Annotated in this window: 19 protein-coding genes; 8 read left to right on the forward strand and 11 right to left on the reverse strand. The window is 69.6% G+C overall.

Annotation, left to right across the window (positions count from 1 at the left end; all coding sequences use genetic code 11):
- Positions 1–100: 100 nt before the first annotated feature.
- The 5 genes from ABD366_RS11510 to ABD366_RS11530 all read right to left on the reverse strand — a co-directional run bounded on the left by ABD366_RS11510 (position 101) and on the right by ABD366_RS11530 (position 5624).
- The gene (locus tag ABD366_RS11510; protein WP_324771080.1) at positions 101–1027 is read right to left on the reverse strand and encodes an SUKH-3 domain-containing protein; all 927 of its coding nucleotides are present in this window, start codon (positions 1025–1027) and stop codon (positions 101–103) included.
- On the reverse strand, positions 1024–1395 hold the full coding sequence (locus tag ABD366_RS11515; RefSeq protein WP_324771078.1) for a YwqJ-related putative deaminase: 372 nt from the start codon (positions 1393–1395) through the stop codon (positions 1024–1026). The genes ABD366_RS11510 and ABD366_RS11515 overlap by 4 nt, the downstream gene beginning before the upstream one ends.
- Before the next feature lie 10 nt (positions 1396–1405).
- Positions 1406–1882, reverse strand: coding sequence for an SUKH-3 domain-containing protein (locus ABD366_RS11520; protein WP_324771077.1), 477 nt, complete (start codon positions 1880–1882; stop codon positions 1406–1408).
- Positions 1883–1901: 19 nt separating this feature from the next.
- A complete protein-coding gene (locus ABD366_RS11525) occupies positions 1902–3605 on the reverse strand; it encodes a YwqJ-related putative deaminase (protein ID WP_324771075.1) in 1704 nt (567 codons plus the stop codon).
- A 132-nt stretch (positions 3606–3737) separates the two neighbouring features.
- A complete protein-coding gene (locus tag ABD366_RS11530) occupies positions 3738–5624 on the reverse strand; it encodes a rhamnogalacturonan lyase (protein ID WP_324771074.1) in 1887 nt (628 codons plus the stop codon).
- 173 nt (positions 5625–5797) lie between these two features.
- Between ABD366_RS11530 and ABD366_RS11535 the strand changes: the two genes are divergently transcribed.
- A complete protein-coding gene (locus ABD366_RS11535; protein ID WP_324771073.1) occupies positions 5798–6781 on the forward strand; it encodes an aldo/keto reductase in 984 nt (327 codons plus the stop codon).
- A 79-nt stretch (positions 6782–6860) separates the two neighbouring features.
- Here the strand turns inward: ABD366_RS11535 and ABD366_RS11540 are convergent, their stop codons facing one another.
- Positions 6861–7166, reverse strand: a complete 306-nt coding sequence (locus ABD366_RS11540) for a 4a-hydroxytetrahydrobiopterin dehydratase (RefSeq protein ID WP_324771072.1) — start codon at positions 7164–7166, stop codon at positions 6861–6863.
- A gap of 39 nt (positions 7167–7205) precedes the next feature.
- Between ABD366_RS11540 and ABD366_RS11545 the strand changes: the two genes are divergently transcribed.
- The 6 genes from ABD366_RS11545 (at position 7206) to ABD366_RS11570 (ending at position 15798) form a co-directional block, all read left to right on the forward strand.
- Positions 7206–8015, forward strand: coding sequence for a helix-turn-helix domain-containing protein (locus ABD366_RS11545; RefSeq protein ID WP_324771071.1), 810 nt, complete (start codon positions 7206–7208; stop codon positions 8013–8015).
- Positions 8016–8245: 230 nt separating this feature from the next.
- Positions 8246–11938, forward strand: coding sequence for a nitrate reductase subunit alpha (locus tag ABD366_RS11550; RefSeq protein WP_324771069.1), 3693 nt, complete (start codon positions 8246–8248; stop codon positions 11936–11938).
- Positions 11939–11942: 4 nt separating this feature from the next.
- A complete protein-coding gene (narH, locus tag ABD366_RS11555) occupies positions 11943–13559 on the forward strand; it encodes a nitrate reductase subunit beta (protein ID WP_324771068.1) in 1617 nt (538 codons plus the stop codon).
- Entirely contained in the window at positions 13556–14164 is a 609-nt protein-coding gene (gene narJ, locus ABD366_RS11560) for a nitrate reductase molybdenum cofactor assembly chaperone (RefSeq protein WP_324771066.1), read from the forward strand. Before narH ends, narJ begins: the two co-directional genes overlap by 4 nt.
- Positions 14161–14883 (forward strand): respiratory nitrate reductase subunit gamma, encoded by a 723-nt coding sequence (gene narI, locus ABD366_RS11565; RefSeq protein ID WP_324771065.1) that lies wholly within the window; start codon positions 14161–14163, stop codon positions 14881–14883. Before narJ ends, narI begins: the two co-directional genes overlap by 4 nt.
- A 39-nt stretch (positions 14884–14922) precedes the next feature.
- Positions 14923–15798, forward strand: a complete 876-nt coding sequence (locus ABD366_RS11570; protein ID WP_324771064.1) for a helix-turn-helix domain-containing protein — start codon at positions 14923–14925, stop codon at positions 15796–15798.
- Between the two features lie 33 nt (positions 15799–15831).
- On the opposite strand, the gene dnaK is transcribed toward ABD366_RS11570, so the two are convergent.
- Together dnaK and ABD366_RS11580 are read right to left on the reverse strand one after the other, a co-directional pair.
- The gene (gene dnaK, locus ABD366_RS11575; protein WP_324771063.1) at positions 15832–17706 is read right to left on the reverse strand and encodes a molecular chaperone DnaK; all 1875 of its coding nucleotides are present in this window, start codon (positions 17704–17706) and stop codon (positions 15832–15834) included.
- A 114-nt stretch (positions 17707–17820) separates the two neighbouring features.
- A complete protein-coding gene (locus tag ABD366_RS11580; RefSeq protein WP_324771061.1) occupies positions 17821–18246 on the reverse strand; it encodes an OsmC family protein in 426 nt (141 codons plus the stop codon).
- Positions 18247–18756: 510 nt separating this feature from the next.
- Between ABD366_RS11580 and ABD366_RS11585 the strand changes: the two genes are divergently transcribed.
- Positions 18757–20394 carry a DUF6345 domain-containing protein gene (locus ABD366_RS11585; RefSeq protein WP_324771059.1) on the forward strand — a complete coding sequence of 546 codons (1638 nt, stop codon included), beginning with the start codon at positions 18757–18759 and terminating at the stop codon, positions 20392–20394.
- A 15-nt stretch (positions 20395–20409) separates the two neighbouring features.
- Here the strand turns inward: ABD366_RS11585 and ABD366_RS11590 are convergent, their stop codons facing one another.
- The 3 genes from ABD366_RS11590 to ABD366_RS11600 all read right to left on the reverse strand — a co-directional run bounded on the left by ABD366_RS11590 (position 20410) and on the right by ABD366_RS11600 (position 24617).
- Positions 20410–21783, reverse strand: a complete 1374-nt coding sequence (locus ABD366_RS11590; RefSeq protein ID WP_324771058.1) for an amino acid permease — start codon at positions 21781–21783, stop codon at positions 20410–20412.
- A 96-nt stretch (positions 21784–21879) separates the two neighbouring features.
- Positions 21880–24006, reverse strand: coding sequence for a phage holin family protein (locus ABD366_RS11595; RefSeq protein WP_324771057.1), 2127 nt, complete (start codon positions 24004–24006; stop codon positions 21880–21882).
- A gap of 185 nt (positions 24007–24191) precedes the next feature.
- On the reverse strand, positions 24192–24617 hold the full coding sequence (locus ABD366_RS11600) for a hypothetical protein (RefSeq protein WP_324771056.1): 426 nt from the start codon (positions 24615–24617) through the stop codon (positions 24192–24194).
- Positions 24618–24647: the final 30 nt, after the last annotated feature.

Below are 24647 nucleotides of genomic sequence, written 5' to 3' on the forward strand. Positions count from 1 at the left end.
CCGGCCGACCGCCACTTTTACGGCGTCGGGTACGGCGATCACGTGCCGGTACAGCGGGAGCGCCTGGCGCTGGGCCAGCGGCCGAGGGACGCTTCGCCCCTCACGCCATCTGCCGCAGACCGCTCAGCGCTTCTGCGACCCGTCCGTGAAGGCTGCCGGTCTGCGCACCCGCGCCGACGCCGAGCCCGGCCTCAAGATCCTCGGCACGCATGGCCACATGACCGAAGCGAACCGAGAACCGGACCAGCCCGGCGGGCGCCTCCGCATGCGTGCGGGGCACCTCGACAGACAGCTTCACCTCGCAGCCCGCGCCGCCGGAGTGGGCGGCGAGAACCTCGTCGATGTCACGAGTGATCGGCGTCAAGGTCTCCTCCAGCCGCCCACGCGGGATGCGGATCGGCTGCCGGGTGAGCTCGACCCCACTGCCGCGCAGACCGGTCAGGGTCAGACCCAGCCTCTTGGCGCTGTAGATCCCATGGTGATGCAGCACGTACACGGCGGTCAGCGCTGCCTGCACGGCCCCGACCACGGGGCTGTCGGCCTCCGTCGACGTCACGTCCCAGGCGTGCTCGGCATCGCGCAGCCTGCGTGGGGCGATACCGGAGATCAGGTTCTCCACGCCCTCGAGCGCGGTGTCCCCTACGTGCCACGATCCGCCGAGCCCGAAGGAAAGAAGCTGTCCGTCCTCGCCCACGGCGAGCACGGAGTCGTTCTCCGTGACACCGACCGGGAACAGGCCGATGCGAAGCCCGGCCGACAGGCGGCTCAGCCGGACCAGTTGGAACCTGGCCTTCTCCGGATCGATGGAGAAGCCGATCGACGCCACTTCCCGGCCCGGTTCCACCGGCCAGTGGTCGAGGCCGTAGAACTCGCTCAGAAATGACTTCGCGGCGGGAAAGACCGGGAGAGCCGTCCCGTAGCCCTCCGCCATCGCGCCGAGGCGCAGCGCCGCGCGCATCGCGTCCTGCTCGACGTTCCGGCCCGGGGTCCGGCCGATCCTTTCCGCGGGCCGGTGGTGCTGCGTCACGCTTCCATCAGCTCGATACCCAGCCGCTCGATCAGAGCGGTGCACGTGCGGCAGGGTTCCGCATGACTTCCGTGCTCCGGATCGCCTGCGGGCCGCACCTTTCTCGCCACCAGGGCCGCCCCCGAGAAATGAACCAGCGCTTCGTCGAGGGTCGTGGTCGTCCCGTCGGTATGCCGCTGGTCCAGGCCCCAGAGTTGGTCGGAGATGAGCGCGGACTCGGCGCAGTAGCCCATGAAGGGTTCGCGCTGCGCGGCGGGAAGCTGCTGGAAGAACGCGAGGACCGCGGGATGCAGATCCGGCTCGTAATCCGGGTCGATATCGGTCTGGCTGAAGATCTGGCCGCCTACCAGCAAGGAGGCGGCGGTCATAGGAACATGCTCAGACATAATAGTCCTCCGCGTCTTCGAGCGGATAACCCCGCGAGTAGTTCATCAGTGCCGAGTACTTCTCGTCACCGAGGAAGTAGTTACCGCTGTGGTGCATATAGAAGAACCGTCCCACCTCGTCGATGAGGACCGTCCCACCGTCGTACGTGTCATGCGCGACGGGGAAGATGTTCTTAGCGAGCCCGTCGGCGATCTCCTGTACATCCTCCGCTGCCTCCCGGTACATGAGACGCGGATTGAACTCCACCCTGTCATCGGTGGACGCGTGCCGAGGCGCTACAAGACCGACGTGCTCACGCAAGAAGTCGAGAGCGGGATCGATGACAACAAGGCTGCCGCCATCGTCGAGGAAATCCTGTAGAACACTCGCCACCTCGGCAGCGGCGAGGTCGGCACACCTACGCCCCGGATACCATCCGGCGTTCGAAAGCCAGGCATCCACTTCTTCCGGCGTTTTCAGAACGGGCACAGCTCTTATCCTCTTTCGGTCAGACGGCCGTGACGTTGACGAGCGGCAGCATTCGCTCGCAGGAGGGGCAGGGTTTCTTATAATCTCCGTGACTCAAATATCCGGGTCGGTTCGGGTTCATGTCGCCGATCTGCCGGGTATGCACCTGCGCCCCGTCCATCACGCGCCTGATGTCCTCGGCACTCCGTATCTCGACACCGTCACGCTCCGAAATGGCGTGCAACCGGTCAGAGATGAGCGCCACTTCGGTGCATTGTCCGTGCCCGGTCCCCACCACGTCGCCCTCGCTTTCCGCCTGCCGCTTCACGTCGTCCAGCACGGACTGCAGAGCGGGATGCGTATTCAGTTGCTGCTGCGGTTCCGGACTCTGTGGGTTCGCCTTCTTCAGCTTCGTCACACTGGAGTGCCCCGTCAGCACACCGTCGTGCATCAGCGCTCCTGCACACCCCTGCTTGATCCTGGCCCGGCCCAACACAGGCTGTCCGTCGGGCCCGTTGGACGCCTTCTGCGCGTCATCCGCCAGATTCCTGGCTTCGTCGACCAGCACACGTCGCTGCGTCTCCGGATCCAGGTGATCCACATGCATCGCATCACGCCGGTAGTGTCGCATCTGACCAGCGCTTCTACCGTGCCAGCCGGGTTGCGGATCCATGCGCCTGGGGCCGTCGCCCGAGCCCCGTCCGCCGCCACCGCCGTTCCCGCCGCCACCACCGCCTCCACCGCCCGCTCCACCGGACGCATCGACCTTGGTGACGTCGATGCCGTCGGTCCGCGTGCCGATCTTGTGGTCGGTCGACTTCTGGTGCCGGGACGCCGCCTTCACGCGCTGCGGGATCTCGTCCGTGACGTGCTTGGCCGTGCGGGTGACGGACTTGGTCGCGGCGTCGAGCGCCTTCTCCAAGGCGTGGTCGAACGTCGCGGTGAACCCGTCCCGCCCCTTGGTCCGGCCGAACGCGCCCTTCGCCTTGCCCAGGTGGACATGGGCTTTTCCGCCGAGGTCCACACCGTGGAGGGAGACCTTGCCGGCGCCGTCCTCGAACTCGACGTGGTCGATCAGGGTCCGTTTGCCCGCGCCGCCGCCCCCGCCTGCACCGCCCGCGGACGCGAGATTCATGCCGTCCGGACCGCCATGACCCGTGCCGTTGGGGTCGAAGGCTCCCTCGAGCAGATCCAGCGCCGTATCGATGGCAAGCTCTTCCAGCTTCGCCGTGACGGGCTCCGCGAGTCTGGCGGCGATCTCCGCGAGGATCTCCTCGATCGCCTCCTTGACCAGGCGCTTCACGATCTGCCGCATCAGGACGATCTCGGCCGCGGCGGCAGCAGCCGAGATGCCCAGTGTCACTCCGGACGCGGCGAGTTCGGCGACGATCGTCCCGGCGAGGACGCCCAGTTCGACCGTCGCCTTCGTCTTCATCGCGATGATGATCTCGGCGATCCGGTCACAGACGAACGCGAACGTCCGCGCCACGTCCGGGATCTTCTCCAGATGGCTGGTCTTCACGTACGACCAGTGTTTTTCCATGGAGTCGACCGCCCAGCCCTCCGAGGAGCTGAGGATCCGGGTGAACGCCTTGTGCGCGTCGCCCCCGTGGCCCTCGAACTTCTCCGCGAACTCGCGGAGGGAGTCGGCCATCTCCGTGTAGTCGTCCTCGTCGACGTTCGGCCAGTCGATACCCACCAGGTCGAGCGCCTGGTCGACGATGTCGGGCAGCACTATGCCCATGCCCCGTGATCCCCCGTGTGTTGGCGTCGGCAAAACAATCAACAGCAGTGATCAATTGAACACTTGTGCCCACGGGGGATCAACGAGAACAGCGGTCTCAGTACAGAGTTGAGACAACTCGGAGCGCTCGCCTCACGGCGTCGTCACCGTCGGGCGCGGTGCAGTCTGCATGCCCGAGCCGATGAAGAAGCTGGGGTGCGGGGGCTGGTTGTAGGCGGTGTTCTGCCAGGCCAGGGCCGTGCGGTACTGCGTGTCGTGGAGGAGTGTGGTGATGCGGGTGGAGGTTTCGAGCGGCGTCGAGTAGATGCGTAGGGCCGTGTTGTTGGTGGTCGGCCAGACGACTTCCTCGCGCCAGTCGCCGAGGATGTCGCCCGACAGCGCCGGGGTCGCCTTGGTGCCGTTGTTGGAGTGGACGCCGGAGCCCGTCAGGAGGCGGGTGTCGGAGGACGTGCCGTACTTGTCGATGTGGGTGGAGTCGAGGAGTTCGCGGGTGGTGTCGCCGTCCCACCAGGACAGGAAGTTCGTGGAGGACGGCTTGCGGGAGGAGACGACCGTGCCCTTGGGGCTGCGGATGCCGGACTCGGACGACGACCAGGACTCGGCGCCCGCGCTGCCGGACCAGATGTCGCCGGAGACGCCGCGCCCGTTGTCCCCGTTGGCGCCCGTGGACCAGATGACGGCGCCGGTCTTGGCGTCGGCCATCCAGGACGACGGCTTCGAGCTGTCCTCGTCGACCTTGAACTCCTCCAGGCCCGCGCGGGACGGGTCGAGGTCGCCGACGTGCATGGCGTCGCCGTGGCCGTTCTTCGTGGTCCACAGCGCGGAGCCGTTGTCGTCGACGGCCATCGCGCCGTAGACGATCTCGTCCTTGCCGTCGCCGTCGACGTCCGCGACGGAGAGCTGGTGGTTGCCCTGGCCGTCGTACCCCTTGCCGCTGTTCGTCGAGGAGTTGGTGTCGAACGTCCAGCGGCGCGTGAACTTACCCCCGCGCCAGTCCCACGCCGCGATCACGGAACGGGTGTAATAACCGCGCGCCGTGATCAAGGACGGGCGGCTGCCGTCCAGGTACGCCGTGCCCGCGAGGAAGCGGTCCACGCGGTTGCCGTACGAGTCGCCCCACGAGGAGACCGTGCCGCGGGCGGGGACGTAGTCGACGGTGCCCATCGCCGCGCCGGTCTGCCCGTTGAACATGGTCAGGTACTCGGGGCCGGAGAGCACGTAGCCGCTGGAGTTGCGGTAGTCCGCCGACGAGCTGCCGATGACCTTGCCCTGGCCGTCGACCGTGCCGTCCGCCGTCTTCACGGCGACCTCGGCCTTGCCGTCACCGTCGTAGTCGTACACCTGGAACTGGGTGTAGTGCGCGCCCGAGCGGATGTTCTTTCCCAGGTCGGCGCGCCAGAGCCGGGTGCCGTCCAGCTTCACCGCGTCGACGATCGTGTTGCCGGTGTAGCCGGACTGGGAGTTGTCCTTGGCGTTGGTGGGCTGCCACTTGAGGACGAATTCGAGGACGCCGTCGCCGTCGAGGTCGCCGACGGAGGCGTCGTTGGCCTCGTAGGTGTAGGCGACACCGTCGGGTGTGGTGCCGCCCGCGGGCGGGGAGATCGGTACGTCCTTGTAGCCGGCGCGGAACTGGATCGCGTGCGCGGAGTCGGCCTGCTCGGTGCCGTTGACGATCGCGCGGACCGTGTAGTCGGCGGAGTTGGGGGCGCCGGAGTGGAAGTAGTTCGTGGCGCCGGTCACCGGGGTCGGGTTGACCTTGGTACCGGCGCGGTAGACGTTGAAGGAGACGTTGTCCGGGTCGGTGCCGAGCCAGCGCCAGCTGACGAGGTTACCGGCGTCGGTGTGCACGCTGACCAGGCCGCGGTCGAGTTTCTCGGCCTGCCGGGCGGTGGCCGCGGAGGCCTCCTCGCCGGGCAGCAGCGTCAGTCCGGCGGCGGCGAGAGCGGCGGCCGTGGTGGTGGCGAGCAGCAGGCGACGCGATCTGCGACGGGCGTGGGGACGAGGATGTGGTTGGGGCATGTGGGGGCTCCTGGGGGGTCGGGACGCGCTGATGGGTCACGTCCGTCAGTTGCCGCCCGGCATGGCCGGGTTGCCGGTCCCGGCGCTTGACTTCGCGTGCGCTTCAAGACGTTGACTCCCTCTCACAGCCCGGCCCGCACCCGGCGGCCGGGCCCCGCGAGGGAGAACTCCGCATGAAGTACCGCACCATCGGCACGGATCCGGCACGGAGCCGTGAGGTCAGTGTGCTCAGCCTGGGCGCCATGCTGTTCGGCACGGCCACGGACGAGAAGACGGCGTTCGCGATCCTCGACCGGTACGTCGAGGCGGGCGGCACGTTCGTCGACACCTCGGACAACTACGCGTTCTGGCAGTCCGGCAGCGTCGGCGGTGAGAGCGAGACGCTGCTCGGCAACTGGCGGCGCAGCCGTGGCATCGGCGACGAGATCGTCATCGCCACCAAGCTGGGCGCGGCGCCGCTCGCGCCGGGGACCAGTTATGTCGACAACGCGGAAGGCCTCTCGGCGGCGGCGATCCGGTCGGCGGTGGCGGGCAGCAAGGCCCGGCTCGGTCTGGAGCGGCTGGACCTCCTGTACGCCCACATTCCCGACCCGAAGGTCGAACTGGCCGAGACGGTAGGTGAGTTCGGGGCGCTCGTGAACGAGGGCACGGTCGGGCTGCTCGGTGTGTCCAACCAATGGGCGTGGCAGGTGGAGCGGGCCCGGGCCCTCGCGCGGGGCGAGGGTCTGCCGGGGTACGAGGTGCTCCAGTACCAGCACAGCTATCTGCGGCACCGCATCGATACGCCCTGTGAGCTGTCGCCGGACGGGGTGCTCAGTACGGCCGACGGCAATCTGCTCAGCATGGTGCGGGCCGAGCGGGATCTCACGCTGGTCGCGTACTCGCCGCTGCTCGGCGGTGCGTACGTGCGGGACGACAAGCCGCTGAGCGCGGGACACGATCACGGCAGTACGCAGCCCCGGCTCGCGGCGCTGCGGGATGTGGCGAAGTCGGCGGGGGCCACGGTCAACCAGGTGGTGCTGGCCTGGATGATCGGGGCGCAGGTGCCGGCGATCCCGCTCGTCGGGGCGTCGTCCGTCGCGCAGATCGAGGAGAGCCTGGCGGCGGTCGACCTGGAGCTGACGGAGGACGAGCGGGCCCGGCTGAACAGTGTCTGACCAGGTCGCGCGCAGATCCGCCCGGCCGGATGCGGCCCGGCCCGGTCCGGGCCGGCCCGGGCCGGGCCGGGCCGCAGGCTCAGGTCGCGCCGTGCCCGGGGGCCAACGCCTCGACCTTTCCCGCGAGTTCGAAGTCCTTCACGGTGACGGCGCCGCCCGCGTCATGGGTGTGCACGGCGAGGGAGACCGTGTTGTAGCCGAGGGTGAGGTCGGAGTGGTGGTTCAGCTCCTCCTGGGTCTGGGCGATGTGTACGACGAGGGCGGTGGCCGCGAAATGCGTGCTCAGACGATAGGTGCGGGTGATGCGGTCGCCGTCGAGTGACCAGCCGGGGAGTTCGGCGAGGCGGTCCTCGATCTCCTTCTGGGAGAGCGGTTCTGTAGGCATGACCCCAGCGTGCCACCCACACCGGGTTACGGTCTCCCCATGACGACCGCGACGCGCAAAGACTCTTCCGAAGTGGGCCGTCTGCTGCGCGGCTGGCGCGAGCAGCGGCGGGTCAGCCAGCTGGAGCTCGCGCTGCGCGCGGACTCGTCGGCACGGCACATCAGTTTCGTGGAGACGGGCCGCTCGCGCCCGAGCGAGGAGCTGATCCTGAAGCTCGCCGAGCACCTGGACGTACCGATGCGGGAGCGCAACTCGCTGCTGCTCGCGGCGGGTTACGCCCCGCGGTTCACGCAGACTCCGCTCGACGACCCGTCGATGGGTGCGCTGCGGGACGGCCTGGAGCGGTTGCTGCGGGGCTACGAGCCGTATCCGGCATTGATCGTCGACGCGACGTACAACGTGGTGGCGACCAACCGGGGCCTCGCCGCGCTGATGGCCCCGCTGCCCGAGGAGTTGCTCCGGCAGCAGCCGCTGAACGCGATGCGGCTGACCCTGCACCCGCAGGGCCTCGCACCCCGGATCAAGAACCTGCGCGAGTGGCGCGGACACCTGCTCGCGCAGATGGAGCGGCAGATCGCGCTGGCGCGTTCGCAGGAGCTGCGGGAGCTGTACGAGGAGGTGGCGGCGTATCCGGTCCCGGAGGAGGCGGGCGGTTCGGAACCGGCGGACCCGGTGCCGTACTTCGCGCTGCCGATGGTGATCGAGCACGACGGGCACGTACTGTCGTTCGTGTCGTCGATCTCGACGTTCAACACGCCGATGGACGTGACGGTCGCCGAGCTGGCCATCGAGACACTGCTCCCGGCCGACCCCGCGACGGTCAAGTACCTTCGGTCCGAGGTGGGCTGAGACCCCACAGGTCACCACAGGGCTCGCCCTGTGTCCGCCGGGCCGGTCGATCACATGCCGAGCGAGGGCCGAGGCCGCCCGTTGCGCCACTTGAGTGACGGCACGCCCTCCATCCGGGGGCCGGAGACGGAAGGGACGGCCAGCGGGCACCCGTACGGCCGCAGTGGGCAGGTGCCCGGCGCCCGGCGCCCCTAGCGTGCGTAGGACGGCACAGCGAGGGAGCACACACAGTGACAGACACGACGCGCACCCCGACCGAGCCGGACGCCGCGCTGCTGCGGGCCGGGCGGTTCTTCCGGCGGGGTGCGGCCTCCGGCGACCTGCACAGCGTGCGGATCGAGGGGGGCAGGGACGGGGACGTCTTCTATCGGGACCGGTGGAGCCACGACAAGGTCGTGAACTCGACGCACGGGGTGAACTGCACAGGGTCGTGCCGGTGGAAGGTGTACGTCAAGGACGGCATCATCACGTGGGAGACCCAGCAGACGGACTATCCCAGTGTGGGCCCCGACCGGCCGGAGTACGAGCCGCGCGGCTGCCCCCGAGGGGCGGCGTTCTCCTGGTACACGTACTCCCCCACCCGCGTCCGTTACCCGTACATCCGGGGTGTGCTCCTGGAGATGTACCGGGAGGCGAAGGCGCGGCTGCGGGACCCGGTCCTCGCGTGGGCCGACATCCAGCAGGACCCCGAGCGCCGCAAGAGGTATCAACTGGCGCGCGGCAAGGGCGGGTTGGTGCGGGCCACGTGGGACGAGGCGGTGGAGATCGTCGCGGCGGCCCACGTGCACACCATCAGGACGTACGGGCCGGACCGGGTCGCCGGGTTCTCGCCGATTCCCGCGATGTCGATGGTGTCGCACGCGGCCGGGGCGCGGTTCATGTCGCTGATCGGCGCGCCGATGCTGTCGTTCTACGACTGGTACGCGGATCTGCCGGTGGCCTCACCGCAGGTGTTCGGCGACCAGACGGACGTACCGGAGTCGGGTGACTGGTGGGACGCCGCGTATCTGATGATGTGGGGCTCGAACGTCCCGGTGACGCGCACGCCGGACGCGCACTGGATGGCCGAGGCGCGCTACCGCGGCCAGAAAGTCGTGGTCGTGGCGCCCGACTACGCGGACAACGCCAAATTCGCCGACGAGTGGCTGCATCCGCATCCCGGCACGGACGGCGCGCTGGCCCTCGCCATGGGGCACGTGATCCTCAAGGAGTTCTTCGTCGACCGGCAGACGCCGTTCTTCACGGACTACGTCAAGAAGTTCACGGATCTGCCGTTCCTGGTGACGCTGGAGGAGAAGGACGGCGGCTACGTCCCCGCGAAGTTCCTGCGGGCCGCCGATCTCGGGCAGGGCGGCGAGGGAGCGGAGTGGAAGACGGCCGTCCTCGACGAGGCGACGGGGCAGCCGTCGGTCCCCAACGGCTCGCTCGGCTTCCGCTGGACGGAGTCGGGCAAGGGCAGGTGGAACCTCGAACTGGGTGACATCAAGCCACAGTTGAGCTTGCACGGCAGCGACGTCGCGACCGGGGTACCGGTGCTGCTCCCCCGCTTCGACACCGACGGTGGCACGCACGGTCAGGGCCGCGGCGAGGTCGTCCGGCGCGGTGTCCCCGCGACCCGGCTCGGTGGGCAGGACGGCCCGCTGGTCACCACCGTCTTCGATCTGCTCCTCGCCCAGTACGGTGTGGGCCGCGACGGGCTGCCGGGCGAGTGGGCGGCCTCCTACGACGACGCGGACGCGCCCGGCACCCCCGCCTGGCAGGAGATCCACACCTCCGTACCCGCGTCCAAGTGCGTAAAGATCGCACGGGAGTTCGCGGACACGGCGGAGAAGTCGCAGGGCCGCTGCATGATCCTGATGGGCGCCGGCACCAACCACTGGTTCCACTCCGAGACGATCTACCGCAGCTTCCTCTCCCTGCTCCAGCTCACCGGCTGCCAGGGCAGGAACGGCGGCGGCTGGGCGCACTACGTGGGGCAGGAGAAGTGCCGCCCGGTGACCGGCTGGGCCTCGCTCGCCTCGGCGAACGACTGGTCCCGGCCGCCGCGGCAGATGATCGGCGCGGCGTACTGGTTCACCAACACCGACCAGTGGCGCTACGACAAGTTCGGCGCGGACGTCCTCGCCTCGCCCCTCGGCAAGGGCGCTTTCGAGGGGATGACGGGCGCCGACTGCCTCGCCCTGTCGACGCGTTCGGGCTGGATGCCTTCGTACCCGACATTCGACCGCAGCCCTCTCGACCTCGGCTCGTCCGCCGACCCGGTGAACGACACGGTCGCCGAACTCAAGGCGGGCACGCTGAAGTTCGCCTGCGAGGACCCGGACGCGCCGGAGAACTGGCCACGGGTGCTGACCCTGTGGCGGGCGAACCTGCTCGGCTCGTCCGCGAAGGGCGCCGAGTACTTCACCAAGCACCTCCTCGGAACCCACTCCTCACTGCGGGCCGAGGAGGCGGCGCCCGGCGAGCGCCCCTCGACCGTCACCTGGCGCGACGAGGCCCCCGAGGGCAAGCTCGACCTGCTCCTCTCCCTCGACTTCCGCCAGACGTCGTCCACGCTGCTCTCCGACGTCGTCCTGCCGGCCGCGACCTGGTACGAGAAGCACGACCTGTCCTCCACGGACATGCACCCTTACGTGCACTCGTTCACCCCGGCCGTGGACCCGCCGTGGCAGGCCCGTACCGACTTCGACACGTTCAAGGCGCTCGCGGAGAAGCTGAGCGAGCTGGCCGCCGCCCATCTCGGGGTCCGCTCGGACCTGGTGGCGGCGCCGCTGCAGCACGACACGCCGGGCGAGATCGCGCAGCCCGGCGGTGTCGTCCTGGACTGGCGCAAGGGCGAGTGCGAGCCGGTGCCGGGGAAGACGATGCCGAATCTCGTCGTCGTCGAGCGGGACTACACCGCGATCGGCGCGAAGTTCGCCGCGCTCGGCCCGCTGGTCGAGCAGCTGGGCCTGCCCGCCAAGGGCATCACGCTCAAGCCCGACCGGGAGGTCGCCGAGCTGCGCGAGCGCAACGGTGTCGTGCGCGGCGGCCCCGCCGACGGCCGCCCAAGGCTCGACACGGCGGTCAAGGCGGCGAACACGATCCTCGCGCTGTCCGGGACTACCAACGGCCGCCTCGCCACCCAGGGCTTCCACACCCTGGAGGAGCGTACGGGTCAGGAGATGGCGCACCTCGCCGCCGAGCACGAGGGCAAGCGCGTCACGTACGCGGACACGCAGGCCGCGCCGGTCCCGGTGATCACCTCGCCGGAGTGGTCGGGCAGCGAGGCGGGCGGGCGCCGGTACACGGCGTTCACGCTCAACACCGAGCACGCCAAGCCCTGGCACACGCTCACCGGACGCCAGCACTTCTTCATCGACCACGACTGGATGCACGAGCTGGGCGAGGCGCTTCCCGTCTACCGGCCACCGCTCGACATGAACCGGCTGTTCGGCGAACCACGCCTCGGCCCGGACGGCGAACACGAGGTGACCGTCCGCTACCTCACGCCGCACAACAAATGGTCGATCCACTCCGAGTACCAGGACAACCTGTTCATGCTGGCGCTCTCCCGCGGCGGCCAGTCCATCTGGATGGCGCCACAGGACGCACAGGCCATCGGCGTCAAGGACAACGACTGGATCGAGGCGGTGAACCGCAACGGCGTCGTCGTCGCCCGCGCGATCGTCTCGCACCGGATGCCGGCAGGCACGGTCTACATGCACCACGCCCAGGAACGCACCGTGGGCGTCCCCAAGGCGGAGACCACCGGCAAACGCGGCGGCATCCACAACTCGCTCACCCGGCTCATCCTCAAGCCGTCCCATCTCATCGGCGGCTACGCCCAGTTGAGCTGGGCGTTCAACTACCTCGGCCCGACGGGCAACCAGCGAGACGAAGTCACCGTCATCCGGCGCCGCAGCCAGAAGGTGGAGTACTGATTTCATGCGCATCATGGCTCAGATCGCAATGGTCATGAACCTGGACAAGTGCATCGGCTGCCACACCTGCTCGGTCACCTGCAAGCAGGCGTGGACCAACCGCAACGGCATGGAGTACGTCTGGTTCAACAACGTCGAGACCCGCCCGGGCCAGGGCTATCCGCGCCGCTACGAGGACCAGGAGAAATGGCGCGGCGGCTGGGAACTGAACCGCAGGGGCGCCCTGAAGCTCAAGAACGGCGGCCGGTTCAAGAAGCTCGCGGGCATCTTCTCCAACCCCAAGCTGCCCGAGATCAAGGACTACTACGAGCCCTGGACGTACGACTACAAGAACCTGACCGAGGCGCCGCTCGGTGACGACTACCCGGTGGCGGAGCCCCGCTCGCAGATCACCGGCAAGCCGATGAAGATCGAATGGTCCTCGAACTGGGACGACAACCTAGGCGGCGCCACCGAGTACGGCGACCTCGACCCGATGGTGGAGAAGACCCGCCAACAGGCAGCGGACAAGGTCAAGTTCGCGTTCGAGCAGACCTTCATGTTCTATCTGCCGCGCATCTGCGAGCACTGCCTGAACCCGTCCTGCGTGGCGTCCTGCCCCTCCGGCGCGATGTACAAGCGCGAGGAGGACGGCATCGTCCTGGTCGACCAGGACCAGTGCCGCGGCTGGCGGATGTGCGTGACCGGATGCCCGTACAAGAAGGTCTACTTCAACCACCGCACCGGCAAGGCCGAGAAGTGCACGATGTGCTACCCGCGGATCGAGGTGGGCCTGCCGACGGTCTGCTCCGAGACGTGCGTGGGCCGCCTGCGCTACCTCGGCGTGATCCTCTACGACGCCGACAAGGTGACGGCGGCGGCACAGACGACCGACGACACGGCCCTGTACGAAGCCCAGCTCGGGGTCTTCCTCGACCCCCACGACCCCGAGGTGCAGCGGGCCGCCGAGCGGGCCGACATCCCCTACGACTGGATGGAGGCGGCGCGCCGCTCCCCGGTCCACGCGCTGATCAGCAAGTACAAGGTTGCGCTCCCGCTGCACCCGGAGTACCGGACGATGCCGATGGTCTGGTACATCCCGCCGCTCTCCCCCGTCGTCGACGCGCTCACCGAGACGGGCCACGACGGCGAGGACGCGGGCAATCTCTTCGGCGCGATCGACACCCTGCGCATCCCCCTCGAATACCTCGCGGAGATCTTCACGGCCGGCGACGTGGGGCCCGTACGCGCTTCCCTGGAGAAGCTGGCGGCGATGCGCTCGCACATGCGGGCCATCAACCTCGGCGACCGCCCCGACGCCTCGATCGCCGCATCGGTCGGCATGGGTGCGGCCGAGATCGAGGAGATGTACCGCCTGCTCGCGATCGCCAAGTACGAGGACCGGTACGTGATCCCGACAGCGGCGGTGGGCGACGCGCAACGCCTGGAGGAGTCGGCGCTGCCGGACGAGTGCAGCCTCGACTACCAGGACGGCCCCGGCATGGGCGGCGAGGGCCCCTTCGGCGGCGACTCCGGCAACACCATGGCCGGCGGCCGCAAGCTGCTGCCCGTCGTCTCCTTCGAGAACTTCCACCTCACCAAACGCCGTCAGAGTGCCGACGACCCGAAGGAGAGCCCGTGACCGGCCCCTCAGCCCTCCTCCACCAGGCGGCGGCGCTCTGTCTCACGTATCCCGACGAGGAGCTGTACGAGCGCCTGCCCCTCGTCCGCGCGGCGGCGCCACAACTGGCCGCCTTCGTCGACCACGCCGAGGCGACCCCCCTCCAGGACCTGGCGGCCCACTACGTCCAGGTCTTCGACTTCAAGAACCGCCACAGCCTCTACCTCACCTGGTGGCGCGACGGCGACACGCGGCGGCGCGGCATGTCCCTGGTCCGCATGAAGGAGATCTACCGGGAGCACGGCCTGGAGTTCACCGGCGAAGAACTCCCTGACTTCCTCCCCGCGGTCCTGGAGTTCTCGGCACAAGCCGGCCCCGTCCTCCTGGAGGAACACCGCAGCGGCCTGGAACTGCTGCGCCTGGCCCTCACCGAACACGGCACGCCCTACGCGAGCGTGCTCACCGCCGTCTGCGCCTCGCTCCCCGGCCCCACCCCCAAGGACCGGGCCGAAGCCCTGGCGCTCGCCCGCTCGGGCCCGCCGCGCGAAGAGGTCGGCCTCGAACCCTTCGGTGACCTCGGGATCCATGAACCCCTGCCGCTGTTCGTGAAGGAGCACGCCCCGTGACCACGCTGATCTGGGGCGCGCTGCCCTACATCGCCTTCGTCCTGCTGATCGCGGGCACGATCTGGCGCTTCCGCTACGACAAGTTCGGCTGGACGACGCGCTCCTCGCAGATCTACGAGTCGAAGCTCCTCAACATCGCCAGCCCGGTCTTCCACTACGGCATCCTCTTCGTCCTCGCCGGACACATCATCGGCCTCTTCATCCCGATGTCCTGGACGAACAAGGCGCACGTCACCGAGCACACCTACCACCTCTTCTCCCTCTACGGCGGCACGTTCGCCGGAGTCCTGGCCGTCTGCGGCATCTTCCTGCTGGTGTACCGGCGCCGCACGAAGGCCCCCGTCTTCCGCGCGACGACCCGCAACGACAAACTCATGTACGTCGTGCTGCTCGGCTCCCTCGTGATCGGCATGACGGCGAAGCTCAGCCACTCCTCCGGGGACGGCTACAACTACCGGGAGACCATCGGCCCCTGGTCCCGGAGCCTGTTCACGCTCAGCCCGGACATCTGGCGGATGGAAGGTGTCCCCGTCCTCTACCAAATTCATGCGGTAGTGGGCATGTCACTGATCGCGCTGGTACCGTTCACCCGGCTCGTTCATATGTTCAGCGCGCCGGTGCAGTACCTGTTCCGTCCGTACGTGGTCTATCGCAGCCGCGATCCGCGGCAGCTGGCCTCGCGGCCGGAGCGACGGGGGTGGGAGCGCACCGGCTCCTAGCCGCTGCTCGTCGCAGTCCGGCACGTGGGGAGACGTGACGTGAGTGAAAGACGGCCCGCTCCCACCGTGGGCCAGGTAGTTCTCGGCCGACGCCTGCGTGATCTGCGGGAGGCCGCGGGGCTCAAGAGGGACGAGGCCGCCCGCGCGCTGCGGGTGACCGGAGCGACCATCCGCAGGATGGAGACGGCCGAGGTCGCGCTCAAGATCCCGTACGTCCAGATGCTCCTGGAGCTGTACGAGGTCCCCGAGCAGGAGATCGAGGCGTTCGTCGCGCTCGCCGAGGAGGCGAACCTGCCCGGCTGGTGGCAGCGGTTCCACGACGTGCTGCCGGACTGGTTCAGCCTGTACGTCAGCCTGGAGGGCGCGGCCGAGATGATCCGCGCCTACGAGCCGCACTTCGTGCCGGGCCTGCTCCAGACCGAGGAGTACGCGCGGGCTGTCTTCGACGCCGGCACGGTGGGCCGCTCGACGCCCGAGGACATAGACCGGCACGTGTCGCTGCGCATGGCCCGCCAGTCACTGCTCACCCGCGAGGACGCGCCGCACCTGTGGGTCGTCATGGACGAGACGGTGCTACGCCGCCCGCCCGGCGGCCCCGCCGTACTGAGCGGGCAGCTGGACCGCCTCATCGAGGTGGCCGGGCTCCCCCATGTGACGCTCCAGATAGCGGAGTTCGCGAGCGGCCCGCACCCCGGCACGTTCGGCCCGTTCACGCTGTTCCGCTTCCCCGTACGGGAGCTGCCGGACATGGTGTACAGCGAGTACGTCACCGGGGCGCTGTACCTCGACTCGCGCGACGAGGTGGGCACACACCTGGAGGTCCTGGACCACTTGGTGGCCCAGGCGGCGAGCGCGGAGCGAACGCTGGAGATCATGACGGAGTGGCGGACACGCCTGGGTCGGCCGGACGACTGACGGCGGGCCGGGGCCGGGACCGAGGTCGCAAAGCTAAGAGGCGCCCCCCTTCTCAGCGCTCCCCTTCTCATCGCCTCCCTTCTCATCGTCGACGATCTCGGCGTCCACGACGTCGTCGCGACTCTCTTCCTCGGTCTCGGTGGACCGGGCGCTGTCGGTGTTCTGATACATCGCCTGCCCGACCTTCTGACTGACGGTGGCGAGTTTGCGCAGCCCTTCACGCAGCGCATGGGTGTCCGACGCGTCGGAGGCGAGGGTGCCCTTCAACTCCTCGACGGCGGCGTCGACTTCCCCGCGCACGTCCGACGGAATCCGCTCCTCGTTCTCCCGCAGGAACCGCTCGGTCTGGTACACGAGCTGCTCCGCCTCGTTGCGGACCTCGGCGGCCTCCCGGCGCGCGCGGTCCTCCTCGGCGTGCGTCTCGGCCTCCCGCATCATCCGGTCGATCTCGTCCTTCGGCAGGGCCGAGCCGCCGGTCACGGTCATCTTCTGCTCGCGCCCGGTGGCGAGGTCCTTCGCCGATACGTGCATGATCCCGTTGGCGTCGATGTCGAAGGTGACCTCGATCTGCGGAAGACCGCGCGGCGCGGGCGGCAGCCCGGTCAGGTCGAAGACGCCGAGCTTCTTGTTGTAGGCGGCGATGTCCCGCTCGCCCTGGAAGACCTGGATGCCGACGGACGGCTGATTGTCGGCGGCGGTGGTGAAGATCTCCGAACGCCGCGTAGGAATGGTCGTGTTGCGCTCGATGAGCTTGGTCATGACCCCGCCCTTGGTCTCGATGCCGAGGGAGAGCGGCGTCACGTCGAGCAGCAGGACGTCCTTGACGTCGCCGCGGATGACACCGGCCTGGAGGGCGGCACCCATGGCGACGACCTCGTCCGGGTTGACGCCCTTGTGCGGATTCTTACCGGTCAGCTCCTTCACGAGTTCGGAGACTGCGGGCATCCGCGTGGACCCGCCGACGAGGATGACGTGATCGACGGCGGACAGCTCCACACCGGCGTCCTTCACGGCCTGGTGGAACGGCTTCTTGCACCGATCGAGCAGATCGGCGGTCAGCTGCTCGAACTGAGCGCGCGTCAGCTTCTCGTCAAGGTGCAGGGGCCCCTGGGCCGAGGCGGTGATGTACGGCAGATTCACGGTCGTCTCGCTCGACGACGACAGCTCGATCTTCGCCTTCTCGGCGGCCTCGCGCAGCCGCTGGACGGCCATCTTGTCGTTGCCGAGGTCGATGCCGTGCCCGTTCTTGAACTGCTGGACGAGATGGTCGACGACGCGCTGGTCCCAGTCGTCACCGCCGAGCTGGGTGTCGCCGTTGGTGGCCTTGACCTCGATGACCCCGTCCCCCATCTCCAGGAGCGAGACGTCGAACGTGCCACCGCCGAGGTCGAAGACGAGGACCGTCTGCTCCTCGCCCTTGTCGAGCCCGTACGCGAGGGCGGCGGCCGTGGGCTCGTTGATGATGCGCAGCACTTTCAGACCGGCGATCTCACCGGCTTCCTTGGTGGCCTGACGCTGTGCGTCGTCGAAGTAGGCGGGCACGGTCACCACCGCGTCGGTGACGTCCTCACCGAGGTAGGCCTCGGCGTCACGCTTGAGTTTCTGCAGGACGCGGGCGGCGAGCTCCTGGGCACTGTAGCGGGAGCCGTCGATGGTGCCGCTCTCCGGGAAGTGCCAACTGCCGTCGCCCATATGGCGTTTGACGGAGCGCGCGGTGCGCTCGACGTTCGTGACGGCCTGCCGTTTGGCGACCTCCCCGACCAGCACTTCCTTGTTCTTCGCGAAGGCGACCACGGAGGGGGTGGTGCGTGCGCCCTCCGCGTTGGCGACGACGGTGGGCTCACCGCCCTCCAGTACGGCCACCACCGAGTTCGTCGTACCGAGATCGATTCCGACCGCACGCGCCATGACGCGTCCCCTCTCGCAGAAGCGGGCCCGCTCAAGTCGTTCCGGACACCGGGTGGTCCGGATACCCAGCACAAATCTTGGGCGGGCCCGCGTCAAGGGCACAAGGGCGTGCGGTCAGGCCAGCTTGGCCGTAAGGGTGATCGTCGTGCCCGTGAGCGCCTGGCTGACGGGGCAGTTCTTCTTGGCGTCCTCGGCGGCCGCGGTGAAGCCCTGCTCGTCGAGGCCGGGCACGGTGCCCTCGACGGTGAGGTGGATGCCCTTGATGCCTTCACCGGGCTGGAACGTCACGTCCGCGGAGGTGACCAGCTTGGTGGGGGGCGTGCCCGCGCCGGCCAGGCCGTGCGAGAGCGCCATGGAGAAGCAGGACGAGTGTGCGGCCGCGATCAGTTCCTCGGGGCTCGTCTTGCCGTTCGCCTGCTCGGCGCGCGACGGCCACGACACCGGCTGCTCGCCGATCCCGGAGGAGTCGAAGGTGACGACGCCGTTGCCCTCGAGCAGGTTGCCTTCCCACACGGTGTGTGCGGAGCGCGTGGTTGCCACGTTTGAATCCCTTCCATGGGCCCCATCGCGGGGCCGTTTCTTGACGGTTCTCGCCCCCATCCGACCACATGAGTCCGACCGTCACCCGCAGGACCACCCACAAGTCCCGTCCGGGCCGGCCCTGCGGGTACAACGCACCCGGCGCTGGGGGGGCCGCCTTGCCCACCCTGCCGCCCTGGCGGGGGCGGCAGGGGAAGCGAATCCGGTGGTCAGTCGGGTACGAGACGTACGGGTGGGGACGGGTTGGTGTGCCCCCGCAGGACACCGCAGGCACACAATCCCGGCCCACCCGCCAACGGCGGACAACAGGCGCGGAGACCGAACCGGCCGAGGAGGTACACCAACCCGGCCCCACCCAACCCCCGACACACACCCACACACCCGCTCACAGCAGGCACCCGTGCCGCAGCCACCATGGCCGGAATGCACGCTGGGCAAGACGTTCCGGCGGTGACACTTTGAGGCCCCCGACCAGGGGGATCCGCACGGGGTTTCGCAGGGGGTTTGGCCATGCGCATGATTTATTCGGACCGCGGCCCGTCACCGCTGGAGACGGGCAAGCCCGGCGCGACCGACCGCGATTCGACCTTCGGCTGGTGGGGCGCGTTCAGCATCCAGAAGTTCGTGAACCAGAACCCGCTCTCGCACACGCACGAGGACGCCACCGGCTGGCTCGCCTACCTCCAGCAGTTCTACGACCGCAACTTCTGGTTCGCGGACGCGGGCGCCCAGGTGTGGGCGTACGAGGAGGCGTACGACAACTGGCAGGACCGGTACGGCATGGACGCCGTCGTGGCCGTGTACCACTCGGGCCACGGCGGCATGGACAACAACGGCGTGTTCTTCGCACCGCTCGGCGCCAAGTGGGACAACCGCTCGGACGCGGTCTCCAACCGGATGGCGTTCGGCAACGAGCGGGTCAACTACGTGTTCTGGTCGACGTGCAACTCCCTGCGCGTCCTGGACGGGCACTCCCCCGTGCGGACCTGGGCCGGCCCCAACCTGGGCTCCCGGATGATCTTCGGGTTCGAGACGACGAGCATCGACAGCGGGGACTACGGCAAGAAGTTCTGGGAGAAGTGGCGGGCAGGCCAGACGTACTGCGACGCGTGGCTCAACGCGAGCTGGGACATCTACCACGGCCAGGCCCCGTCGGTCGCGGCGACGGGCGCGACCCAGGCGGAGGCGATCAACCGCCTCAACGCGGAGCGCAACTTCTTCCGTGAGCACGTCTCGGACGCCTGGTACGCGTGGCGCTGGTACTACGCTAGGGAGGGTCTGCGGGACCCGCTGACGCAGGCGCCGTCGGAGCCGCAGACCATCCAGCTGGTACCGCGCGACCCGGGTCAGGAACTCACGGCGATGGGTCAGATGGCCCACTTCCCGCAGGCCGCGCTCCAGGAGGTCCAGGTCGAGCGGCAGGGTGTGCTGAGCGCGAATTCGGGCGACCGGTACGTGTCCACGGCGCCCGGGGCGGTGCGGTGGGTGAAGCTGGCGGAGGCCAACCACCGCAACACGCGGCAGTTGCCGACCGACCGCGCGGTCGAGCTGGCCCGCCGGTTCATGGAGCAGCAGGGCGGCGCGACGGGCGGCGCCGAACTGGTCGTCGACAGTGTGCACGACCTGATGCAGAACAGCGGCAAGAAGGACGGCTCCCAGATCGGCGAGCCGGTCTCCCTCCAGACGCACGTGACGTTCCGCCAGACGTTCGGCGGAGTGCCGGTGATCACGCCGGGCCGCGGCGAGTTCCGGGTGGCGCTGGACAACGACGGCACGGTGGTGCAGGCGACGCTGTCGACGCGGCAGCCGACGGGCGAGGTCCGTACGCCGAGTTCGGCGGTGGCGCCTCCGTCGGGGAAGGGCAAGCAGGCGATGCCGTCGCCGGGCGCGCGCGACCCGCGCCAGGCGCTCGACGAGGCCCAGCAGCGACGGATCGCGCACCTGACGGCGATGGCGTCCGACAGCGAGCGCTCGGCGTCCGACATCGAGGCACAGCTCGAGGTCAGGGATGTTCCGGGCACCCTTGAGGTCGGCTACGAGATCGAGGGCAACGAGGCCTATCCGGCCGCCCGCAAGCTGATCGAACTCGGCTCGCGGGACAGCATGTTCAAGAAGCTGCGCTGGGTGGTCGCGCCCATCGCGAGGTGACCGACGGGGGTCGGGTCAGTGGGTGGCGGTCCGCTTCTTGCGGGCCGCCATCCACGCGTAGACGAGGACGCCCGCGAAAAGAAAGAGCACACCTTGGTAGACGGCCGCGTATCCGGCCCCGCCGACGAGCCACATGGAGAACCCGAAGGCGGCGACGGCGAGCACCATGTCACGAACCAGCCGTGACCGCCGCACCCGGTGCCCTTGTCCGGAGAGCAGGAAGTAGATCTGGGCAGCGGTGGCGAGCAGGTAGGGGACGGTGGCGGTGAAGGTGGTGACGAGGACGAGCGTCTCGAAGACGCCGCTGGAACCGGCCGTGTAGTTGTACACGGTGAGCAGGGAGGCGAGGGCGACGGCGACGAGCACGCCGACGGTCGGCACGCCGCGCCGCTTGGTCCCGAAGGCCGCGGGGAAGAGTCCGTCGCGTGCGGCGGCGTACGGTGCCTGGGCGCTGAGCAGGGTCCAGCCGTTGAGGGCGCCGACCATGGAGACGAGGGCGGCGACGGCGACGGCGGTGCCGCCCCAGGTGTCGCCGAACATGGCGTTGACGGCGTCGGAGAAGGGCGCGGTGGAGTCCACCAGGTCGTCGTGGGCGACGGTGCCGAACACGGACACGGTGCACAGCAGGTAGAGCAGTGCGGCGAGCCCGGTGCCGAGGACGGTGGCGCGGCCGACGTTGCGCTGCGGGTCGCGGACCTCGCCGGCGCTGACGGAGGCGGATTCGACGCCCAGGTAGCTGAAGAGCAGGATCGCGGCGGACGCGGAGACGGCGCCGAGCGGGGAGTCGCCGGTGGCGCGGAAGGGGCCGAGGTTGTCGGCGTGGAAGCTGAAGAGGCCGCCGACGGCGACGAGGAGCAGCGGCGCGAACTTCAGGACGGTGGAGACGAGCTGGACGGCGCCGACGTAGCGGGTTCCGGCGAGGTTGGCGAGGGCGGGCAGCCACTGGCAGCACAGGGCGGCGACGATCGTCCACCCTGTGGAGCCGTGGAGGGGCAGGAGGACGTCGAGGTAGCCGACGGCGGCGACGGCGAGGGCGGCGTTCGAGACCCAGGTGGTGATCCAATAGCTCCACGCGGCGAGGAAGCCGGCGAAGTCACCGAAGGCCTCACGGGCGTAGACGTAGGGTCCGCCGGTCTGCGGGTGCCGGTGGGCGAGGCGGCCGAAGACGAGGGCGAGTGCGATGGCGCCGACGGTCAGGACGCCGAAGGCGACGAGGCTGATCGTGCCGTACGGGGCCACGGAGGCGGGGAGCAGGAAGATGCCGCCGCCGATGATGTTGCCCATGACGAGGGCGGTGGCGATGGGGAGACCGAACCTGCGGGCGTGCCTGCTGTCCTGGTCGTCGTCCCCGGCCGGAGCCGTCTGTACCGCGGGCCCGGTGTCGTGCATGGGGTGGTGCGCCTCTCGGTCGTGCTGCAAAGCCTGTCTTCGGACCCCCCGCCTGACGGCGATCCATGGTCGGGCGCAGAACCACCGCGCACCAAATCAGCCGGATTCGTCCCGCGCTTCGGGGGGTGCGGCCACAAATGATGCGATGTCGGGGGCTTGTGGGAGGGAATTCTCCAGCGGGACCTGGGGGCCGTCGCCGTCGCGGAGCCAGCGGCGCAGGACGCGGTGGACCTGTTCGGCGCCGACGAGCTCGCTGCCGGCGGGGACGGGTTCGGGGAGGGCCACGGGTGAGAGCAGGAAGGGGCGGCCCTGGGCGCCGCCGAGCCCGCCGTGGGAGCCGATCTGCTCCTCGAAGGCGAGGACCTCGCCGTCGACGGGGTCGTACCAGGAGTTGACCATGATGTCGGCGGTGTGCGGGAAGGAGTCGGTGCGGCGTACGGCGTCGGCGGCGCCGGGTCCGAAGTCGGCGAGGGGTCCCTGTCCGTCGGCGAGGTCGCCGATCGGGACGGCGGCGCCGCGCGCGCCGAGCACGACGGCGCCGTGTTCCTCGCTGCGTACGAGGAGGAAGCCGATGCCGGGGTGGTTGGCGAGGGTCGGCAGCAGTGCCGGGTGGCGGGCGTCGATCTCTTCCCGGCTCATGCGGTGCGGCACGTCGGGGAAGGAGACGAGGCCGAGGTTGCCGGAGGCCAGCACGACGGGTTCGTGGTGCTTGCCCTTGCGGGCGGACTCCTCGGCGGGTTCCTCGACGGGGCGGCGCAGGGCGGCCCGGACGGCGGCGCGGGCCTCGGCGCCGCTGTGGGTGCGGCGGGCCTTGCGCGGCACGGGCAGTCCGCAGCCGGCCCGCACCAGGTCCTGGAGGGTGAGTCCGTAGCGGGCGTGGAAGGTTTCGCCGGGGCTCTGCCCGTGGTCGGACAGGAGGACGATGCGGTACGGGCGGGGGGCGTGCTCGGCGACTTTCTCGATGAGGGCGAGCGAGCGGTCGAGCCGTGCGAGGACTTTCTGGGCGTCGCGGCCGAAGGGGCCGGAGTGGTGGGCCACTTCGTCGTAGGCGACGAGGTCGGCGTAGACGGCACTGCGGCCGGCGAGCAGGTCGCCGATGACGGCGGCGACGACGACGTCGCGCTCGACGACGGTGGCGAAGGCGCGGATGAAGGGGTAGAGGCCGCCGCGGCCGATGCGGGGCCGCCGCCGGCGCAGGCGGGCGCGGGTGGACTGGCCGATCTCGCGGCCGACCTCGGCGAAGAAGGAGAGGGCGGTGCGTACGGCGTTCGCCGGGTCGGAGAAGTAGGCGAAGTAGCCGGCTCGGGAGCGGTTCTCCTTGCCGCGCCGGGCGGCCACGGACAGGACGAGGGCGACTTCTTCGGCGCCGCCGCTGAAGAGGTTGCCGCGGCTGGCGCCGTCGACGGTGAGCAGTCCGCCGTCTCCGGTGTGCTCGATGGCGCGGCGCTGGAGTTCGGCGGCGCTGGTGGGGCGGTTGGAGACCTGGATCTCGCCGGTGTCCTTCTCGTACCAGCGGAAGGCGGGGATGTCGTGGTTGGAGCCGTGCAGGATGCCGAGCTGGCTGGCGCCGGTCTGGCTCGACCAGTCGGTGCGCCAGGGGGTGAGGCGGTGTCTGCCGTCGCGCAGCCAGGTGCCGACGGTGGGCATCACGTCGTCGCGGGCGGCGCGCAGCAGGACTTCGTGGCCGACGCCGTCGAGCTGGATGAAGACGGTGCCGGGGGTGGGCGGCCCGGCGGCGGCGCCGGCGTTCTCGACGGCGGCGCGGCGTCGTCGGTCGGCGAGCCGGTACAGGCGCCGCCGGTAGGCGTCGTCGTCGCGGACGGCGAGGGCGCCGCCGGTGGCGGAGGCGACGGCGGACATGACGGCGGCGACGACGACGGCGGTCTCGGGGCTGACCTCGCCGCGGCCGTCCGGGATCAGGTCGAGGGCGAACAGGAGCAGGGCGCCGTTGAGGAAGAAGACGCCGAGGCCGAGGACGAGGGCCGGGACGAGGAGGAGGGCGCGGACGAGGAGGGGCCAGACGAGGGCGGAGAGGAGGGCGAAGGCGCCGGCGCCGTAGGCGGCGGTGACGGCGACGCGGGTGGCGCTGTCGCCGTTGTCGGCCTGGAGCTGGAAGTCCGGCAGGATGCCGGCCAGGATCAGCATGGTCAGGGTGCTCGCGGCCCAGACCGTGAGTGAGCGCCACGCGGTGCTCGCCGCCCGCCTCCATCGGCCTCCGGCCACGTCTTCGGCTCCCCTCGAAACCCTGTACTACTCGGCCCTGTTTGTCATCGGACAGGGTTTCATACGATTTGGGGGAGGCCCGCACGCCTTTCCAGCCCGGCCGGCGTTCGCCTTCCAGCCCCTCCGGCGTTCGCCTTCCAGCCCCTCCGGCGTTTGAGGAGCGGGGTCCGGGGCGGAGCCCCGAGTCAGCAGCCGTCGTACCCCGCGGTGGGCATGGAGAGCCGCCGGTGCACGCGCGCCTTCATCTCCGCGCTGTACAACGGCTCCGCAAGCCCCGCCGTCTCCAGACGAACCCCGCGCCGGACGCACTCCGCGGAGAACGCGTCGACGGAGCGGAGCGCGGCCCGCAGGACGCGGTCGCAGGGGACGACGAAGACGTCGACGAGGCCCGCGTCGACGTCCGCCCAGAGGATCTCGTGGTCGGAGCGGACCCCGTGCACGAGGAGCTCCCGGGTGATCACGTAACCGCGCTCGGCGGCCCAGCGGGCGCACATGGCGTGCTGGCTGCGGGAGTCCACCAGGAACGGGTCCGCGTCCAGCTCCTCCAGCGGCGTCAGGCTGGCGATCGCCGCCACCCGCACGGCATCGCCGACCTCGTCCGGTGCGCCCATGGTGTCCCCCTCACCTCAGCTTTCGGCGTT

This window comes from Streptomyces kunmingensis (assembly GCF_039533535.1).
GTDB classification, from domain to species: Bacteria; Actinomycetota; Actinomycetes; order Streptomycetales; family Streptomycetaceae; genus Streptomyces; species Streptomyces kunmingensis.